We start from the raw sequence: 17,096 nt of genomic DNA, 5'->3' as shown, positions 1-17,096 counted from the left end.
CACTGCGGATAAGAGACCCGTGATGATCGACGCCGCGCCCGAACACGTCATGCCGCCGGAGCTCGGCTTTCTCCAAGGCGGCGGGCGGGCGACGCGGTTGATCCTGGCGCGGGACTGGACGGACCATCCCCTTGGCGGGCCATCCGGCTGGCCGATCGGCCTCAAGAATGCGCTCGGCCTTGTCCTTAACTCGCCCGAATCGATGATCCTGTGCTGGGGCGAGCAGGACCTGCACTTCTTTTTCAACGAAACCTACTGCCCGCTACTCGGCCCCCGCGTGGACTGGGCGATGGGTGCTCCGTTCAACGAGGTCTGGGCGGATGCGTGGGAACAGGCGAAGCCGATCATCGACGACGCTTTCGCGGGCCGGAGCATGCGATTCAACGACCTGCCATGGAAGCTCGATACCGATCGCGGCGCGGCGGACACATGGTGGTCCTTCTCCTATTCCCGCGTCCTCGACGAACGCGGCGGGATTGCCGGCCTGTTCATCTTCACCAACGAGACGACCGCGCGCGTGCTCGCCGATCGCGCCCTGGCGGCAAGCCAGGCGGCGCTGACCGCACTCAACGAGACGCTGGAACGACAGGTCGAGGAACGCACCGCCGAGCGCGACCGCATGTGGAACACGTCGCCGGACCTGATGGTCGCGCTGTCCCCGGAGGGCATCTATCGGCGTATCAATCCGGCATGGCAGACGGTGCTGGGTTACGATCCCGCCGATGTGATCGGCGCCTATGCCACCGATTTCACGCACCCGGACGACCTTGCGGCGACGCAGGCGGCATTCGAGACCGCACAAGCGGGTACGCTGCCGAACTTCGAGAACCGCTTCCGCCACAAGGACGGCAGCTATCGGTGGATTCAGTGGGTCGCGGCGCCAGGTCCCGACGAAGTGTTCGCCATCGGTCGCCATGTCACCGACGCCAAGACGGCGGAGGCGCGGCTGCGCGAAACCGAAGCGCAACTGCGCCAGGCGCAGAAGATGGAAGCGGTGGGCCAACTGACCGGCGGCATCGCCCACGATTTCAACAACATGCTCACCGGCGTCATCGGCAGTCTCGACCTGCTCGGGCGGCGACTGGGCATGCAGTCCGATCCGCGGGTCACGCGCTACATCGAAGCGGCGACGACCTCGGCGCAGCGTGCGGCCGGCCTGACGCAGCGGCTGCTGGCCTTTTCCCGCCGCCAGCCGCTCGATGTCCGGGCGACCGACGTCAATATGCTGGCCACCGGGCTGGAAGACCTGCTCGCGCGCACCATCGGCGAGAATGTCGCGCTCGAACTGGCGCTCTCCGACGCGACGTGGCCGGCGCTGACCGATCACAACCAATTGGAAAGCGCGCTGCTCAACCTCGCGATCAACGCGCGCGACGCGATGCCGGCGGGCGGGCTCCTGACGCTGGAAACCGGTAATCATGTCATCGCTCCCGGCAGCGGCGCCGACGTCGAACCCGGCGACTATGTCCGCGTCGCCATGACCGACACCGGCACCGGCATGCTTCCAGACGTGGTCGCGCGCGCCTTCGACCCCTTTTTCACCACCAAACCGATCGGCGTCGGCACCGGCCTCGGCCTGTCGATGATCTACGGATTCGTCCGCCAGACCGGTGGGCATGTCCATATCGAGACGCAGCCGGATCGCGGAACGACCGTCGCCCTGCTGCTGCCGCGGGCAGCGGCGTCGGTCGTGCCGACCACGACGGCCGCGGCATCGCCGCGCCGCGCCGCGCGCGCGGGCGAAACCGTGCTGCTCGTCGAGGATGATCCGGCGGTACGGATGCTGGTAACGGACCTGCTCGGCGACCTCGGCTATGCGGTGTGCCCGGCGGCCGACGGCAGCGAGGCGCTTGCGCGGCTCGAGGCACTGGGGCGTGTCGACCTGCTGATCACCGATATCGGCCTGCCGGGGATCAACGGGCGTGACCTCGCGGACTTGGTGCGGGCACGCCGACCGGGACTCAAGGTGCTGTTCGTCAGCGGCTATGCCGAACAGGCGATGGTGCTGGGCGACTTCCTCGCGGAGGGTATGGCGCTCATCTCGAAGCCGTTCGACGTCGACGTGCTGTGTCATCGCATCCGTGCGATGCTCGACTGACGCTTGCGACGGGGGGCCCCGCTCCCCACATCCGTTGTCGCGGCACGCAAAGCATCGAACCGAAGCGCGGCGGCGGCGGATCGCCCGTGCCTTCCCTTTTTGTGCCCTTCGCGCTAAGGGCGCACCGCACGATTTTCGACAGAGGTTTGTTTGGCCAAGGAAGAACTGCTTGAGATGCGCGGCCGCGTGGTGGAATTGCTTCCCAACGCGATGTTCCGTGTCCAGCTTGAAAATGACCATGAGATCCTGGGTCACACCGCCGGCAAGATGCGCAAGAACCGCATCCGGGTGCTGGTCGGCGACGAGGTGCTGGTCGAACTGACGCCCTACGACCTGACCAAGGGTCGTATCACCTATCGCTTCATGCCCGGCCGCGGCGGCCCCGGGCCGGCCTGATCCTAGATCATGCCGGCGCAAGCTCGCGGGCGCCGCTCGTGAGCGCGCCGCATCCCGCCCCGGCGTCGCAGCCGACGCTGGTTCTCGCCTCTTCGTCGCCGCGGCGTCGCGATCTGCTCGCGCGGATCGGGGCGGTGCCCGCGCGGATCGCCGCGCCTGCGATCGACGAGAGCCCCCGTCCGCGCGAACTCCCGCGCGCCTATGCGCTGCGCCTCGCGGTCGAGAAGGCCGAGGCCATCGACCGGGCGGCCGGCGAGGTGGTGATCGCCGGCGACACGACGATCGCGCTGGGCCGCCGCATCCTGCCCCCCGCGGAGGACGAGGCCGTGCAACGTACCTTGCTCTCGCTCCTGTCCGGTCGCCGCCATCATGCCGTGTCCGCCGTCTGCGCGATCGACGCGAAGGGTGCGGTACGCACGCGCCTCGCCGACACGATCGTCGCGTTCAAGCCGCTCTCGCCGGCCGAAATCGATGACTATGTCGCAAGCGGCGAGGGTCTGGGAAAGGCCGGAGGCTATGCCATCCAGGGCCGTGCGGAGGCGTTCGTGCGCTTCCTGCAGGGCAGCCATTCGGGTGTGATCGGCCTTCCCCTGTTCGAGACGCGGGCGCTGTTGATCGCATCCGGCATCGCGCTTGGCTGAGTCCGGCGCCGTCTGGCTCTACGAAGCGGGGATCGGCGAGGACCGCGCCGCTCTTGTCGTGGACGGCCGGATCGTCGAGGCCCGGATCGCGCTGCCCGATGCGTTGCGACTGGGTACGGTCGCACAGGCACGGCTGGTCGAGACGCTGGCCGGTCAGGCGGGGCGTCTCGACATCGCGGGACGAGAGGTGATCATCGCCCGCGTCCCCGGTGGCGTCACGCAGGGCGCGCGGCTGATGGTGGAGATCGTGCGAGAGGCGATACCCGAGGCCGGGCGGCCCAAGCCGGCCCGGGCGGTGGCGACGGACAAGATGCCGGCGGACGGCCCCGATCTTTTCACCCGCCTCGGCGCAAGCGGCGTCCCCGTCCGGCCGATCGCCGCACACGCGCCCGACGCCCTGGAAGCGGCGGGCTGGTCCGAGCTGCTGGAGGAGGCGGCCAGTGGCGAGATCGCCTTCCCACTCGGTAATTTGCGACTGTCTCCGACGCCGGCGATGACGCTGTTCGACGTCGACGGACCACCGCCGCTCGCTCCCCTGGCACTGGCGGCGGCCACTGCGGTGGCGCAAGCCGTCCGTCGCCATGGCATCGGCGGCTCGATCGGCATCGACTTTCCCACCCTGCCCGATAAAGCCACGCGCCAGGCAGTGGCCGAGGCGATCGACGCGGCCTTGCCGCAGCCGTTCGAACGAACCGCGGTCAACGGCTTCGGCTTCCTGCAGATCGTCCGGCCGCGCCCGCGCGCCTCGCTGCCCGAGCTGCTGCGCGCCGATCCGGTCGGCGCCGCGGCACGTGCGACGCTGCGCAGGCTCGAGCGCGAGCCACCTGGCGCGCCACGCCGCCACCGGCTGCCGCCCGCCGTATATGACCGGCTGATGGCGGAACACGCATGGATGGCGGCGCTTTCCCGCCGAACCGGTCTCATCCCCCAATTGGAGCGCGCCTGATGCCCGCCACCTGCCCGATCTGCGACAAGCCGGCCGACCCGGCCCACGCCCCCTTCTGCTCGCGCGGGCACAAGGATCGCGACCTCCTGCAATGGCTCAGCGAAGGTTATCGCATCCCCGTGGCGGAGAATCACGAAGACGGGCTGGACAGCGGCGAATCCGCCCACTAAAGGCCGCGCTTCCGAACGCGGTTCGGCAAGCCTAGGTAGCTCAGTTGGTAGAGCATGCGACTGAAAATCGCAGTGTCGGCGGTTCGATCCCGTCCCTAGGCACCACCACTTTTCAGCTTTGTGATCCTGCACGCTAGCGGGCATGGTTCAAACGCTTACGATGCTCTGAGCCACGCTTAGGCAATGCAAAATTTGCGAGATAGCCGTTTCGACCGAGCCCGCTTCGCTTCAGTAGATCGGCATCAGAAGCGGCGCACGACCGCAGGAAGCATCTCTACCTGCTCCATCGTGAAGCCAAGTGCCAGGAAAGACATCACATCGTCGGCGCGGCGGGCCGCACGTCGGGATACAGCGCCCGAAGGCGAGCGAGACGGGGGAGTAACAGCAGCTCCGCCGCGAGGCTCGAAAGGTTGAGCCGCACGGTCCCGACCGCGTCGCCGCGCAGCGCGCCAGCCTCGTCGATGGCATCTTCGAGGCTGGCGACCGCAGGTACCTGCCTGGCGTAAAGCAGTTCCCCCGCCTCGGTGGGACCGACGCTTCGCGTCTTCCTGACAGCAGCCGCAGCCCCAGCCTCTCCTTCAGACGGCGCAGGGTTCGGCTGAGGGCGGATGGCGTCACCCCGAGGCGCGGGGCGGGCCGCAGGCGCGTCCTTGATGACCCGTTCGGCTGAGCGCCGAGGGTTACTCGGGGCGATCGAACCAGTGCCCGACCCCTGATCGCCATGGCGCCACGATGAGGGAGCCGGAGTTGCGCTCTACCGGAGGAGGCGCCCTGCGTAAGAGCGGGCCGGCCGGACCGGTACCGCGTCAGCTCCTCTGCGGGCGATCGAACCAGACCGCTTCCCAGATCATGTCGAAGTGAGCCAGCAGCCAGGTCGACCAGCTGTCGGGGACGGATCAACCTTTCTCATCTGCGGCTCCATCGCGGCCGCCTTTCCGAGAGCGCGGCGTACCGTTCGGGTGAGCACGGGGAGCAGTTCCTCCGTCACCTCGCCCGAATCCCACCATCGCCATCCCCCTGCATTGGCTCCGACGCTGTTTCGCAGAGCGTTCGCGTCGGACGTCGCATGCTCGGCGGAAGGGCCGAGGCCCAGTTTCTGGCACAGGGCGACGTCCGAGCCGGAGTCCAGGCAGGACAGCACCTGATTGACTATCGCATCGTCTCCGTAGGTCAGGTCGAGGCCGTCCCGAACCGCCGCCCGGAGACCGCCGCCCGGCGGGAGCAGCAATCGCACCAGCGGCGCCCCGTCGCGGATCACGATGGTGCGCTCCGGCGCTTCCATCAGTTCTCTTATCCGCGCGTTCCACGCTCTCGCAGTCCGGCCGAGCCGCCCCCTCTTGTACTTGTGGTCATCGACTTCGGCGACGACGGGTACGGGCAAGCACGAGGTCGATTGCGGCCTCTCCAAGCTCCTGCCAGGGAAGCTCGGCGAGAGGCCGTCCGTGCATGAGCACGTTGGTATCGGGGAAGATCAGTCTGGCGGGAGCGTCAGTCATCCCTATGGCATACAGCAGTCCGCGGGGCTGCTGAAGCGGACGTTCCCACGCGTTTGCGGGTGCCCCCGGGTTCCTGGCCGCGGAGACGACGGGTCGTCGGCTACAGGAGAGGGCTGATCGCCGGATCCGGATCGCCGAACTCGATCTCGATCCAGTCGTCGTCGTTCTCGTCCGTCTGCACGACCGATATGGACCGGGGCAGCCTTCCCTGTCGAAGGTTGGCGAGGACCACTGCCTCCACGACGTTCGGGCGTCCGCCTCCGGTCCCCTCTGCCCTGACATGCTTCGCCCCGTCGTCTCGGATGGTGCGAAGCCCGGCCAGGATCTCCGTGAACTCCCTCGAGCCGATGCGGATCTTCCCGCCGTTCATCCCGTAGCCTCCATGGTGACCGAGGTCGTAGTCGTCCTCGCGCGCCCGAAGCGCCGCGTTGACCGGCATCATGACCGGGCGAGGCATGGCGTCAATCATCTTGCCGAACAGATCCTCGAGCCGAACACCCAGACCCCGATCCCGTGCGATGAGCAGAGGGGCCACATGCCGCGTGGGCGACCCGGCCCGACCGAAGCGGTAGGACTCCTCGGCCACCGAGAGCAGCAGGACGAAGTCGACTGACGTGCATTGCCGAAGCAGTTCGGTCGCAATATCGCCGGGCCCCTTGTCGCTACGCCGCGTCGGCAGCTCTCGCAGTGCCGCGCAGTCCCCGTCTCCCACGACGATGCCGGTGATTCCTGGAGCGCCGCGTAGCTGATCCGCCTTCTTCCGCAGCGCCTTCCACAGAGGGTTCGACGTGAGGCTGGCAGGGACGTCGTATGTGGCATGGCCACCCGAGCTGTAGCGGCCCCGCGCCGGATCGATCGACAGCACGAGACCGGCCCTCTCGTCGTCGATCTCAACATGGAACGTCGTCGCCCCGGCCCTCATCTGCTCCCGGAGACGAGGCACAATCGCTTCGGCCACGAACTCCCGGATCCGCTTACGGGGCGGCAGCCGCAGGCTACGTCGCTCGCCCGCCCTCACCCTCTCCGTGCGATCGAGCACGCGCAGGTCCGCCCCGCCCGGCGGCATGCCGAGCCTGGTCTTGGCGGCTTCGATCTCCTGGCCGAGCAGCTGGAAGGGATTGGCCTCGTCGAGACCGTCGTCGGAAACGCAGGTCACGTCGGCGGTGAACGCCAGCCGTCCGCCCTCGAATCGGACGTCGGGGCGTCGCCCGGATGCGAGCGGCTGCTCGTAGGCCAAGGTGCCGCAGAACGAGAGGCCGTGCAGGACGACGACCTCCCACATCGCCGCCATGCGATCGCGGCCCGCGACGTTCAGGCGCCTGCTCAGAGCCTTCACGGCGTCTTCCGGCATCGCCTGCCGCAGTTCGTCCAGGCGGCGTTGCAGGGCGCGACGCGCGAATATCATCGGCCGTGCCGAATGCCGCCGCCCCGGTGGGCGTGGCGGCCGGCTCGATCGCGTCGAGCGTCAGCGCCGGATCGCGCCAGGAGCGGCAGGTTGTTGAGCATGCCGGTCACATCCCTCTGCCATGCCCTTCCGTTCGAAGGGCGCGCGAACATCGCCTTGGACGGACATGCTTCTCGCGGCGAATTGGTGCGCTGGCAACAGCGCAGGCCGCCATGGGCCGCCTCTGGCGATCGTCCTCGCCTCGACCATGCGCCGCCGAACTCAGAAGGTCGATCGACGCCATGTCTCTCTAATACGGGCACGGCCTGCTCAAGTTCAGCCGGGACTATTCGCGCGCGCCGCTCTGCGAGGGCGCCTTGCCTGTGGTTCTGGCGGAACGGGCCGCCCGCGGCTTGACGGCCTTGGCCTCGGGCTCCGCCTGGGCCGGCTTGCCCGGCTTCCGCCCGAGGCCGATCTTCTTGGCCATCGCGCGGTGGCTCTCCGAATAGGCTTCGGCGACCATGGGATAGTCCGGCTTGAGGCCTCAGCGCGCCCGATATTCCTCGGGGGTCAGGCCGTGCTTCGAAACATGTCGGCGCATCGTCCTGTAGGGCTTTCCATCGATCATGGAGACGATATGCTCCTTCTAGGAAAGCGACCAGCGCACCGGTACGGCCGGCTCGTGAACCGGAGGGGGCGGCGCCGCTGGCGGGGTCGTCGCGGCGTCAAGTAGCGACGAGACGGCTTGATGCATCGCCGTCAGGACGCCGGCACGTCGTCCGCCGCCATGCGGGCGTTGAGATTGCCCAGCCACGCGATCGTCAGTGCCGCGGCGAACTCGGTCGTGCGCACGTCGACAGGATCGCCCATCTGCATTCGTCTCCAGCGTGATCGAGCATCCAGAACTAGACGAATCCCGTCTAGCATCAAGTTGCGCGAACTCGGTCGCCCGCAGCCCTACGCCGAGATCGTCAACATGCTCGCCCCGTTACGATTTCGTCGGCGAAGGGTCACGTCGCCCGGATCGGCCGGTTCCCAAGGTCGCAACGGCACGGGACCGGTGGCCCGTCGAACCATCCTTCCCTTCGCCATGCTCGCCCTGTTATGCCTCAGGTGGCCATCGCTATCTTAGCCCCGGAAACGTCGCGGCATCCCTCCCGAGCGGCGAAGAACCAAGTGCCTGGCGCCGTCCGTTCGCGGGCGGACGAGCGGCGGAGGGCGCACGTCGCGCCGCCGCCGGACCTGCGGTAGGCGCCGTTCCGGCGGTTCCCGCGATCGCGGCCCGATCGGCTGCCCGCGCGATCAGTCTCGCGCACTTCTGCGACGGGACGGCTTGCGTGAGAACATGGAAGACTGCGATCCTGGTCGCGCCTTGCCTGAGCAGCGTGTTGCCGACGGAGCATGGCCGTGCGCCGCCGAGGTAGCCCTGCCATCGGTATAGCGGGTTCCTGTGTCCGGCCACATAGCAGCCTGGGCTACCGCCCACCCGCCCCAGAAGCGGCGACGCCGCCATTACCGGTTCCGGTTCGCTCAACCTACGCCCGGCAATGGCGGCGGAGACGACAATGCACTAGCTGACAACCCGGACCACTCAATGTGGGCTGCTCAATTCATCCAAGGGGCGAGCGTGGTTGGCCAAATGTTCGCGCGCAGTGATGCAGACCAGGGTTTGGCCGGGCGCGGCGTAACTCCACTGCGGCTGCGCTAACATGTAGGGCAGATTGACAGCAGCGGCTCAGCCCAGCGTCAACTGATGCTCGCCAGGTCCGGCGTAATCGGGGGGAGGGCGATCTAGCCGCGGCTCCTTCCATGGTAAGTAAGCCAGATTCACTCGCCGAGACATGTAGGCATTTGCCCGATCTGAGCGGCTCAGGCTGATTTCATTCTAACATAAAGCTTGGTTGAAAGGCGGCAATGTATGGAATGGCCTAGACCGCTGCAATTGGGGCTAGGCCCGACGAGTTCCAGCGATCGCCTATACAGCATTGCGATGTGCGTTACTCCGCAGACGACATCGTCATATCCCCACGAGACGGCCGGTCGAGGGTAAGAATTTGTCAAAGCATTCCGTCACATGATTTCCTTCCTGTGCAACGGAACGGACCTGGCGCTTCAAACGCGCCCTTTAAAATAGCGAGAGTCATGCCAACCATCATCCGCGACGATCTTAGCGACCGCCTCATCCATCTGACCAAGGGCGAGCCTGAGCAGGCCCTGGTGTCCTTCGTGTCCATTATCAACCAACGGAAACTGATCGGCGGGACGGGATTCATCAAGGGGCAGCACCGCTGCGTATGCTTTAGTGAGGCCCCGATCTCCAAAGTCGGCTTCCTTCTCGCGCACCCGCGAGGCGAGGTTAAGTACAAGCCTTTTGGCGTCATGTTCAGAAAAAGCTGGATCTACAAGAAGGGGGGCCGCCCCGTTTTCTATCAAGCCGATGATGATTATGCCAAGCTGCCATCTGAGCTCCAGCACCTTCACGTGCGCTTCGACCTATCCTATTCACCACCAACCGACCACACGTGGGAGCGGGAATGGCGCCTACGTGTAGACGAACTTCGTTTCGGACCCGACGACGTGTCACTGATCTTACCCAACCGTGCCGCGCTAGATAGCGTTATAGAAGAGCATCAAAGTACAGCCACGCCCTTTCCTTGGAGATACATTTTGCTTGAAGATTTGGGGGTGCCGGTAAATCATGGAATTACAACGGGATCCTGAACGGAGATGCATTTCTAGGCGGCGGGATGGGAACTGGTGGCATCCACTTAGGGTCCAAACTCAATCAGCGGGTTGAGGCGGAGCGGCTTTCCTGATTCAGTGCGGGTGTGGATCACGGGAGTGCGGGCATGGCGCTGTTCTGGTTGTCGGACGAGGCGTGGTCAGCAATCGAGCCCCATCTGCCGAAGAACCAGCCGGGAGCGCGGCGGGTGGACGACCGGCGGGTGATCTCGGGCATCCTGCACGTGCTGAAGGTCGGCTGCCGCTGGTGCGATTGCCCGGCCGAGTACGGGCCGTCGACGACGGTGTACAACCGGTTCAACCGCTGGTCGCACCGGGGCTTCTGGCTCAAGCTGCTCGACGCTCTGGTGGATGCGGGCGCTGTGACGAGAAGCACCGCCATCGACAGCACCTATGTGAAGGCACAACGCGCGGCGTTCGGCGCAAAAGGGGGCGTTCGGCGCAGGCGATCGGCCGCTCACGCGGCGGGTGTACCACCAAGGTCCATGCGCTCACCGACGTCATCGGCCGTCCCTATGCGCTGATGCTAACGCCCGGCAACGTCAGCGACGTGAAAGCCGCGCCTGCCCTCCTCGAACGCGCCGGGCGCATGCGCTACCTGCTCGGCGATAAGGGCTATGATGCCGACCAGCTTCGCCGCCTGGCCCGCGATGCCGGCGCCGTCCCGGTGATCTCCGGCCGACGCAACCGCAAGCACGCCATCCGCTACGACAAGAACCGCTACGCCGGTCGCCACCTGATCGAGAACGCCTTCTGCCGCCTCAAGGACTTCCGTCGTGTGGCGACCCGCTATGACAAGCTCGCCGCCAACTTCCTCTCAGGCGTGGCACTCGCAACTGCCATCGCCTTCTGGCTCTGAACAGCCTCGTGGGTGGCAAGCCGCGATAGGACGTGAGATGTAGGTGTTCATGAAGTTGGGCATCTACGGTCATGCCGCTCGGGTCGGCCTGTTGCTTGTCACGATTGCGTGCGCCGGAAGCTGTTCGGCCCCGCCAAAGCGGCTCAGCTCGACGGAGGCGAAGATCTGTCGGGCCCAAGGCGGCTATGAAAGCCGCGCTCCATTTGGAAGTCCGTTCTGCCAGTTCCATTACGGTGACGCTGGCAAGAGCTGCTCCGGCGAGACCGACTGCCAAGGCAGATGCCTCTTCTATTTGGACGGTCAGTCACACGAGCCAAAGGTCGGAGACAGCGTCGCCGGTAAGTGCGAGGCCGAACGTTCAAGCTTCGGCTGCTATGGCACCGTCGAGGCAGGCAAGCTGGCTACCGACGAGGGCTGCACTGGTTGAGTCTTGGCCCTAGGGAGATCCGGCCGCGAGTTCGACCAAGTCAGGATAGAGCGGCCAAGGCTATCGAGCACACCCGAAACGGGCGCGTCGCCGACCCGCAGGAAATCGATAGCTTCGATCACGCCGGACCAGCTCAGCCTCGCGCCATTTACCTAAACGGCCAACATCTCCCGCTCACGGCTTTGGCCAGCTCTTTCGTTTGTAGCGTTAGGTCCTGATCGACACTTATGACACGCGCAGTGGAGACGATGAGCGACCGCGGTTCGGATTTCAAGCTCAGGGTCCTGTCGTCCGCGAAATCACTGCCCTTGCCGAGCGTCGCGGGCTACCGTGCATGATGGTCAGTGACAACTTCACCGAGCTGACCATTCACGCCATCCTTGCCTAGTGCCAAGACACCGGCGTCGAATGGCATTACATTGCTTGGCAGGCCACAGTAGAATGTCTCCGTGGAATCGGTCAATGGTTACTTGCGCGACGAGTGTCTGAACTAGCACCCTTTCCCCTCGCAAACTGCGGCGGGACGGATCATGGAGGCATGGCGGACAGACTGCACCACCGCGCATCCGCACAACAGACTCGGCAGCTTGTCGCCCGCCGATTTCCACCAACCGCTTCCGCCAAGGGCATGAGGATACCGAACCTGACTTAACAGTGGCTTGCAAACGGCGAGCAGGTCAGGCGCCATGCTAGATCAAACGTATTTTACCTCTCCCTCGCCGCCTCTTGCCGCGCCTTGTCTATCGGGCTCACTAGATAGCTCAATATTGACCGCTGTCCTGTCCTAATATCGGCCGTCAGAGCCATGCCCGGATACATTTCTCGTGCATCACCATCACGCCCAATGTGAACTTTACTTAACGAAACCCTCGCCGTGTAAATTAATCCAAGTTTCTCGTTTTCGATCGCATCCGATGAAATACTTTCAACGCGACCTGTCACCGTTCCGTAGCGTGTAAAAGGAAATGCCTCAAGCTTAATTGTAACCGGCTGCCCGATGCTTACGAAGCCAGCATCCTTGTTGAGAACCTTGACTTCCGCCACCAAAGATCCGCGGCTCGGCACAATGACCATAATAGGCTTGGCAGCTTCGAGAACTCCACCGAGGGTGTGCGCACTAAGTTGCGTGACCGTCCCATCCACTGGACTGACCAACCGCTGCAGGCTGGAGCGCTGCCGGGCTTTATCGAGCTCTCCCCGACGGAGGAGGGCATCCGCCTCCGCCTTGGTGAGATCCTCCAAGATCTTCGTCCTAGCCGCAGCCCGTGACTGAATGACGCTGCTTCCAGCGGCGGCCATCTGCGCTGCTGCCTTCTTGGTAGTCTGTAGAGCGATGTCGCGATCCCGCGCGGCAGCAAGTCGCTGCCGGCGCATTTCGAGGACTTTAAGCTTTGATACGAAGCCTTTAACGAGAAGCTGTTCATTTGCCGCGATTTGCTCGTCGAGCAGCGGCAATGTCTCGGCGAGCTTGGCAGCCTGCACGGTGGCTTCGCCATGCGCGGATATTGCTGCCAATTGGTCGGCGTGATGCGCTGCAGCGGTCGCGACTATGTTTTGGAGCTGCGCACGGGCAAGCGCGGCCTGCCCGCTGGCCACGACAGCCGAAGTGCCCGGTGGAGCTCGGAAGACGAGCCCATGTCCATCAAGAGCAGACAAGATCGCACGCGCCCGCGCGGCGTCAAGCTCGGCCGTCTCCAAGGCTTTTTCCGCCTGTGCGGTATCAGCACTCGACACAGTGGGATCGAGTTCGATGAGCGTCTGCCCCGCACGGATGCGTTGCCCGTCACGTACGTAGATAGCCTTTACCACACCGGCTTCAGCGGCTTGAATAAGCTTAACATTGTCGATGGGGATCAACCTGCCTTGAGCCGATGCCACCACGTCGATCCTAGCGAGGGTCAACCATAGAAGAACGATCGCCAAGCCGATCAGCAGCAACCAGCTGGTTGCTCTTGCAGTCGGTGACACCGGCTGCTCAACTAGTTCCATGGCAGCCGGAAGGAACGATACCTCCTCGGTCCGGACCAACGCCTTCGCCCGGGCTTTTTCGTCAGCAAGAGCCATCCTTGCCACGTTCCAATGACGGCTGAGCACGTTCATGGCTGACCTCTCACCCCCATCTGACGGCGATAAAGGTCCGCGTAACGGCCGCGCAGGCGGAGCAATTCTTCGTGGCTGCCAACTTCTACGACCCGCCCCTTCTCAAGAGTCATGATACGATCGCATTGCCGTATCGCCGACAGACGATGGGCGATGATCAACACGGTGCGACCTCGCGCCATTGCATTGAGATTAGTCTGGATGATCTCCTCGCTTTCAGCATCTAAGGCTGAGGTCGCCTCATCGAGAATCAGGATTCGCGGCTGCGTGACCAAGGCGCGGGCGATCGCAATCCGCTGTCGTTGGCCACCCGACAAATTGACGCCGCGCTCCTCGACGATGGTGTCGTATCCTTGCGCGAGCGAGAGGATAAAGTCGTGGGCACCCGCCAGCCGGGCCGCAGCCATGACGCGATCGAGCGGCATGGCGGGATTGCCGAGTGCGATGTTCTCGCGGATAGACCGATTGAACAAGAGGTTTTCCTGTAGGACGACGCCGATCTGCCGACGCAGCCACGCGGGATCAATCTGGGCAATGTCTACACCATCAATGAAAATCCGACCTGCGGCTGGGGTGTACAGCCGCTGCAACAGCTTAGTTAGTGTCGACTTGCCGGATCCTGAAGAGCCTGCGATTCCCAGAGTGCCGCCTGGCGGTAGCTCGAATGTGATGTCGTCGAGCGTCCAAGGACCGTCGAATGTGTAGCGAAACCTGACACTTTCGAAACGTATCGCACCGTTGAGTGAAGGCAAGGCGGTACGCGATCCGGCACCTGGCTCCACGGGTGTGTTGAGGACGTCCCCCAGCCGATCGATGGAGAGGCGGACCTGCTGGAAGTCCTGCCACAGCTGCGCGATCCGGATGACGGGACCGGAAACTCGCTGCGCGAACATGTTGAAGGCGACGAGGCCTCCGACGGTCAAGGCGCCGACGATGACCTCCCGCGCTCCGAAGAAGAGGATCGCGGCCATGCTCATCTTGGAAATCAGCTGGACCGCTTGGCTGCCGGTGTTGCCGAGGTTGATGACGCGTTGATTGGCGGCGCTGTAGCCCGCGAGCTGACGCTCCCAGCGTTCCTGCCATTGCGGCTCAACCGCGGCGGCCTTGACCGTCTGCATACCTGAGACACTTTCGACGAGAAGCGCGTTGTTGGCGGATCCACGCTCATACTTTTCGTTGAGCCGTCGCCGCAGAGGCGCGGTGACGAGGACGGACACACTGATGTAAGCAGGGATCGTCACGGCGACGATCCAGAAGAGCGTAGAAGAGTAGATCCACATCGCAACGAGAAACACAATGGTAAACACTGGATCGACGAGCACAGACAGGGACGCGTTGGTTAGGAACTCGCGGATGGATTCGAGTTGGCGGATGCGAGTCACCGTATCGCCGACCCGCCGCCCCTCAAAGTATGACAGGGGCAAGCCGAGCAGATGACGGAATAGTTTGGCGCCGAGCTCAACATCGAGCTTTTGACTAGTCTCTGAATAAAGCCGAATGCGAAGCCAGCCAAATGCCACCTCCCAAATCGATACGGCGACGAAACCGGCTGCTAGGACTTGAAGTGTGGCCAGCGTATTATGAACGAGAACCTTGTCGACTACGACTTGAAAAAACAAGGGGGCAGCCAACCCAAGGAGGTTGAGGGCGAGCGTAATAAGAAGCACTTCCCCAATCAGCTTGCGATAACGCACGATTTGCGGGATGAACCAAGTAAAGTCGAATCGACCTGCAGCGCCGCCAGCACTTTCGCGGGTGGTAATGAGGATCACCTCTCCCGACCATATATCGGTGAAAGCTTGGTGATTGCGCTTCTCCACTGGGTAACCTGGACGTTGGATCAGGACGTCGTCACCACCCACTCGACCGATTACAAACCAGCCGGACGGACCTCCGCCTATAACAGGCAGCGGCAGCCGTTCGAGCACCGCCATGGTCGCATCTAAACTCTTGGCACGAACGCCATCACGCCGCTTTGCCAAGCGCAGGATATCGGCTGAGTCGAGCGCTCGGTCATGACCGAGCTCATGGCGAAGCTGGTTGGGATCAACGGCGATCTTGTGCATGGCTAGTATCGTCGCCAAGGCAAACACCCCCGTCTCCGAATTTCCCGCGGATCTATCGTTTACTTCCTTGTTCACACGCTTTCCCCGGCGCTGACTTCTGAGAATATTCATCGAGCATTCCGTACACCGAACCAATATAATATCAATGTTTACTTGTAATATCGGACGATTTTTCGATTTTGCTCGCTATCATATAGCGCTTAGGTCGCCTATAGGATGTCGAAAGGCGGCTGCACGTATTATCTTTCCTCTTTACGGCAATGGATGCTAGATTGCACTTCAACGATCAATTAGGACAAATATTGGTCGGACATTCGTGGTTGTTCTATTGCACCACTAAATCAAATGAGATAAGTAAATTTCGGATTTTATAGTGTAGGCATAAAATTTCCATGATAGGATATAATTTATTACCAGCGTCCCTGTGATTTGCCAGCAATATTCAGCTCTTGATTGATCACACATTTAAACATGAGAACCGAAGGCGGGCGTCAAGCAAATACAATGTGCGCGCCTTGGCGCGCTCAGAGCTTGTGTTCGGATACAGCCAAAGACCGACTGTAATTGTAGCGCCTTTCCCCGTTTCTCATCGGCCTAGATCTGGATTTTCAGGCTACCTGAGCCGCCCCCCCGTACTTTGGCCTCTCTGCTAGTCGTCATTCAGCATCTGCCGGCAATGGCTGGTCGTGCGGCGCTGACCGCTTCACCAGCGAAATCCGCGGATTCTCGCCGATGGCGCTCTGCCATCGCGCCTCGGCGAAGCCGTGTCGCCGAGCCTTCGCTTTGTTGCACCGTGGCCTCGGGGGCTTGTGAACCCATGTTGTTTGGACGCTTCGCAAGAAACTAGTCGCTGAAGTGTTCGATGTGCGCATTGAATGTCGGCTTGCCCCATCGACTCAAGTCCAGCGTGACACGGCGGGACTATGCCCATAGGTCCAAGACGCGCGAGATGAACTCTTCCTTTGTGAACGCGGACCTTTCGCGATCCAATCGGATTACGATCAAACCTGGATTGACCGTAATCCGAATGTCTCGTCCCGCAGCAAAGCGTTAAAGAAGCGCAGGTCGGCCACGAGCTGCCTCAGCTTGATGCTCTCCTCTTCGCGCTATCCCAGCCGCCGCATCTCCGACGACATCAGCCCCGCACATTTCTCGCGCCATGCGCAAAACGTCGTCTGGCTAATCCGTTTTTGTTTCGGCCTGCCTCGCCAACACTCGTGCCGTATTCTGCGCACTTCACAACAAGTCCAATATGCGCCTTCCGAGAAATTAGATCATCTTATGCTCAGTCCGCTTCTTGCGCCATCTTTTACGATTAAAGACTCCCACTCAAGGCGGTCCAGGAAACGGGCGGCAGGTCACGGCTCGCTTATACAGGCTGCATATCTCGAAATTTCGCCCGAAAAGTAGGGGGCGGAGCTGAAATTAGCAACAGCCCCCATCTTTGTCTCAGTTGAACCAATACGTCGAAAGATAGGTCAATTTGCAATCACGCACATCAGGTCAGCTATTAATGCGCATATTGGCAAAATCTATGATCAAGAGGATGTTTGAGCGAATATTTCACGAGCAAGCGGCTCCACCCGATCGTAAAGTGAAAGATTACTTGTAAATGCTCCCTGCGCTTCAAATGAGGCGGCAGCCTCGATCATTTGCGCAGCGTATCTATATACCATCGTGCTTGCTTCGCTTGTTGCAGCTTGCTGGATGGCAGCCCGGTCCCACGTGGTGCCATCGGCGAACTTGATCTGCTCGATCCCATAAGCAGCAT

14 protein-coding genes, 1 tRNA gene and 1 pseudogene are annotated in these 17,096 nt (G+C 62.9%); 9 read left to right on the top strand and 7 right to left on the bottom strand.

The annotated features are described in order from the left end of the window. Window positions 1-22 precede the first annotated feature (22 nt). The 6 genes from IQ292_RS15885 to IQ292_RS15860 all read left to right on the top strand — a co-directional run bounded on the left by IQ292_RS15885 (window position 23) and on the right by IQ292_RS15860 (window position 4,356). Window positions 23-2,098, top strand: a complete 2,076-nt coding sequence (locus IQ292_RS15885) for a hybrid sensor histidine kinase/response regulator (RefSeq protein ID WP_238941171.1) — start codon at window positions 23-25, stop codon at window positions 2,096-2,098. A 150-nt stretch (window positions 2,099-2,248) separates the two neighbouring features. Further along, on the top strand, window positions 2,249-2,494 hold the full coding sequence (gene infA / locus IQ292_RS15880) for a translation initiation factor IF-1 (RefSeq protein WP_203311308.1): 246 nt from the start codon (window positions 2,249-2,251) through the stop codon (window positions 2,492-2,494). 38 nt (window positions 2,495-2,532) lie between these two features. Next, window positions 2,533-3,135: a Maf family nucleotide pyrophosphatase gene (locus tag IQ292_RS15875; RefSeq protein WP_203311307.1), complete on the top strand. Its 603-nt coding sequence runs from the start codon at window positions 2,533-2,535 to the stop codon at window positions 3,133-3,135. Then, on the top strand, window positions 3,128-4,081 hold the full coding sequence (locus IQ292_RS15870; RefSeq protein ID WP_203311306.1) for a ribonuclease: 954 nt from the start codon (window positions 3,128-3,130) through the stop codon (window positions 4,079-4,081). The genes IQ292_RS15875 and IQ292_RS15870 overlap by 8 nt, the downstream gene beginning before the upstream one ends. Continuing rightward, window positions 4,081-4,251 carry a DNA gyrase inhibitor YacG gene (locus IQ292_RS15865; protein ID WP_203311305.1) on the top strand — a complete coding sequence of 57 codons (171 nt, stop codon included), beginning with the start codon at window positions 4,081-4,083 and terminating at the stop codon, window positions 4,249-4,251. Before IQ292_RS15870 ends, IQ292_RS15865 begins: the two co-directional genes overlap by 1 nt. A 29-nt stretch (window positions 4,252-4,280) precedes the next feature. Beyond that, window positions 4,281-4,356: transfer RNA gene (locus tag IQ292_RS15860), tRNA-Phe, on the top strand. A 742-nt stretch (window positions 4,357-5,098) separates the two neighbouring features. Here IQ292_RS15860 and IQ292_RS15855 read toward each other — a convergent pair. The 4 genes from IQ292_RS15855 to IQ292_RS17940 all read right to left on the bottom strand — a co-directional run bounded on the left by IQ292_RS15855 (window position 5,099) and on the right by IQ292_RS17940 (window position 7,732). Next, a complete protein-coding gene (locus IQ292_RS15855; protein WP_203311304.1) occupies window positions 5,099-5,533 on the bottom strand; it encodes a hypothetical protein in 435 nt (144 codons plus the stop codon). A gap of 314 nt (window positions 5,534-5,847) precedes the next feature. Then, window positions 5,848-7,152, bottom strand: a complete 1,305-nt coding sequence (locus IQ292_RS15850; RefSeq protein ID WP_203311303.1) for a hypothetical protein — start codon at window positions 7,150-7,152, stop codon at window positions 5,848-5,850. A gap of 325 nt (window positions 7,153-7,477) precedes the next feature. Continuing rightward, window positions 7,478-7,654: a hypothetical protein gene (locus IQ292_RS17945; protein WP_476749647.1), complete on the bottom strand. Its 177-nt coding sequence runs from the start codon at window positions 7,652-7,654 to the stop codon at window positions 7,478-7,480. Between the two features lie 21 nt (window positions 7,655-7,675). After that, window positions 7,676-7,732, bottom strand: a complete 57-nt coding sequence (locus tag IQ292_RS17940; RefSeq protein ID WP_476749648.1) for a hypothetical protein — start codon at window positions 7,730-7,732, stop codon at window positions 7,676-7,678. Between the two features lie 851 nt (window positions 7,733-8,583). On the opposite strand from IQ292_RS17940, the pseudogene IQ292_RS15840 reads away from it, so the two are divergent. The 3 genes and pseudogenes from IQ292_RS15840 to IQ292_RS15830 all read left to right on the top strand — a co-directional run. After that, window positions 8,584-8,705 (top strand): annotated as a pseudogene (locus IQ292_RS15840) (IS3 family transposase); the annotation flags it as partial. A gap of 568 nt (window positions 8,706-9,273) precedes the next feature. Beyond that, the gene (locus IQ292_RS15835) at window positions 9,274-9,852 is read left to right on the top strand and encodes a hypothetical protein (RefSeq protein ID WP_203311302.1); all 579 of its coding nucleotides are present in this window, start codon (window positions 9,274-9,276) and stop codon (window positions 9,850-9,852) included. A gap of 128 nt (window positions 9,853-9,980) precedes the next feature. Further along, window positions 9,981-10,732 (top strand): IS5 family transposase gene (locus IQ292_RS15830; protein ID WP_203311301.1). Its coding sequence is split into 2 segments (ribosomal slippage): window positions 9,981-10,307 and window positions 10,310-10,732, totalling 750 coding nucleotides; the frame shifts between segments, so codons are not numbered across the junction. A gap of 1,132 nt (window positions 10,733-11,864) precedes the next feature. Here the strand turns inward: IQ292_RS15830 and IQ292_RS15825 are convergent. From IQ292_RS15825 to IQ292_RS15815, 3 genes are all read right to left on the bottom strand, one after another. Continuing rightward, window positions 11,865-13,259, bottom strand: a complete 1,395-nt coding sequence (locus tag IQ292_RS15825; RefSeq protein ID WP_203311300.1) for an HlyD family type I secretion periplasmic adaptor subunit — start codon at window positions 13,257-13,259, stop codon at window positions 11,865-11,867. Beyond that, a complete protein-coding gene (locus IQ292_RS15820; RefSeq protein ID WP_203311299.1) occupies window positions 13,256-15,436 on the bottom strand; it encodes a type I secretion system permease/ATPase in 2,181 nt (726 codons plus the stop codon). The genes IQ292_RS15825 and IQ292_RS15820 overlap by 4 nt, the downstream gene beginning before the upstream one ends. Window positions 15,437-16,863: 1,427 nt before the next feature. Beyond that, a partial coding sequence (locus IQ292_RS15815) for a calcium-binding protein (RefSeq protein WP_203311298.1) occupies window positions 16,864-17,096 on the bottom strand: 233 nt, incomplete at its 5' end.

Source organism: Sphingomonas beigongshangi, from assembly GCF_016820445.1.
GTDB lineage: Bacteria > Pseudomonadota > Alphaproteobacteria > Sphingomonadales > Sphingomonadaceae > Sphingomonas > Sphingomonas beigongshangi.
Note: the sequence above shows the minus strand (reverse complement) of the source record. Positions and strands in the feature narration are given on the sequence as shown.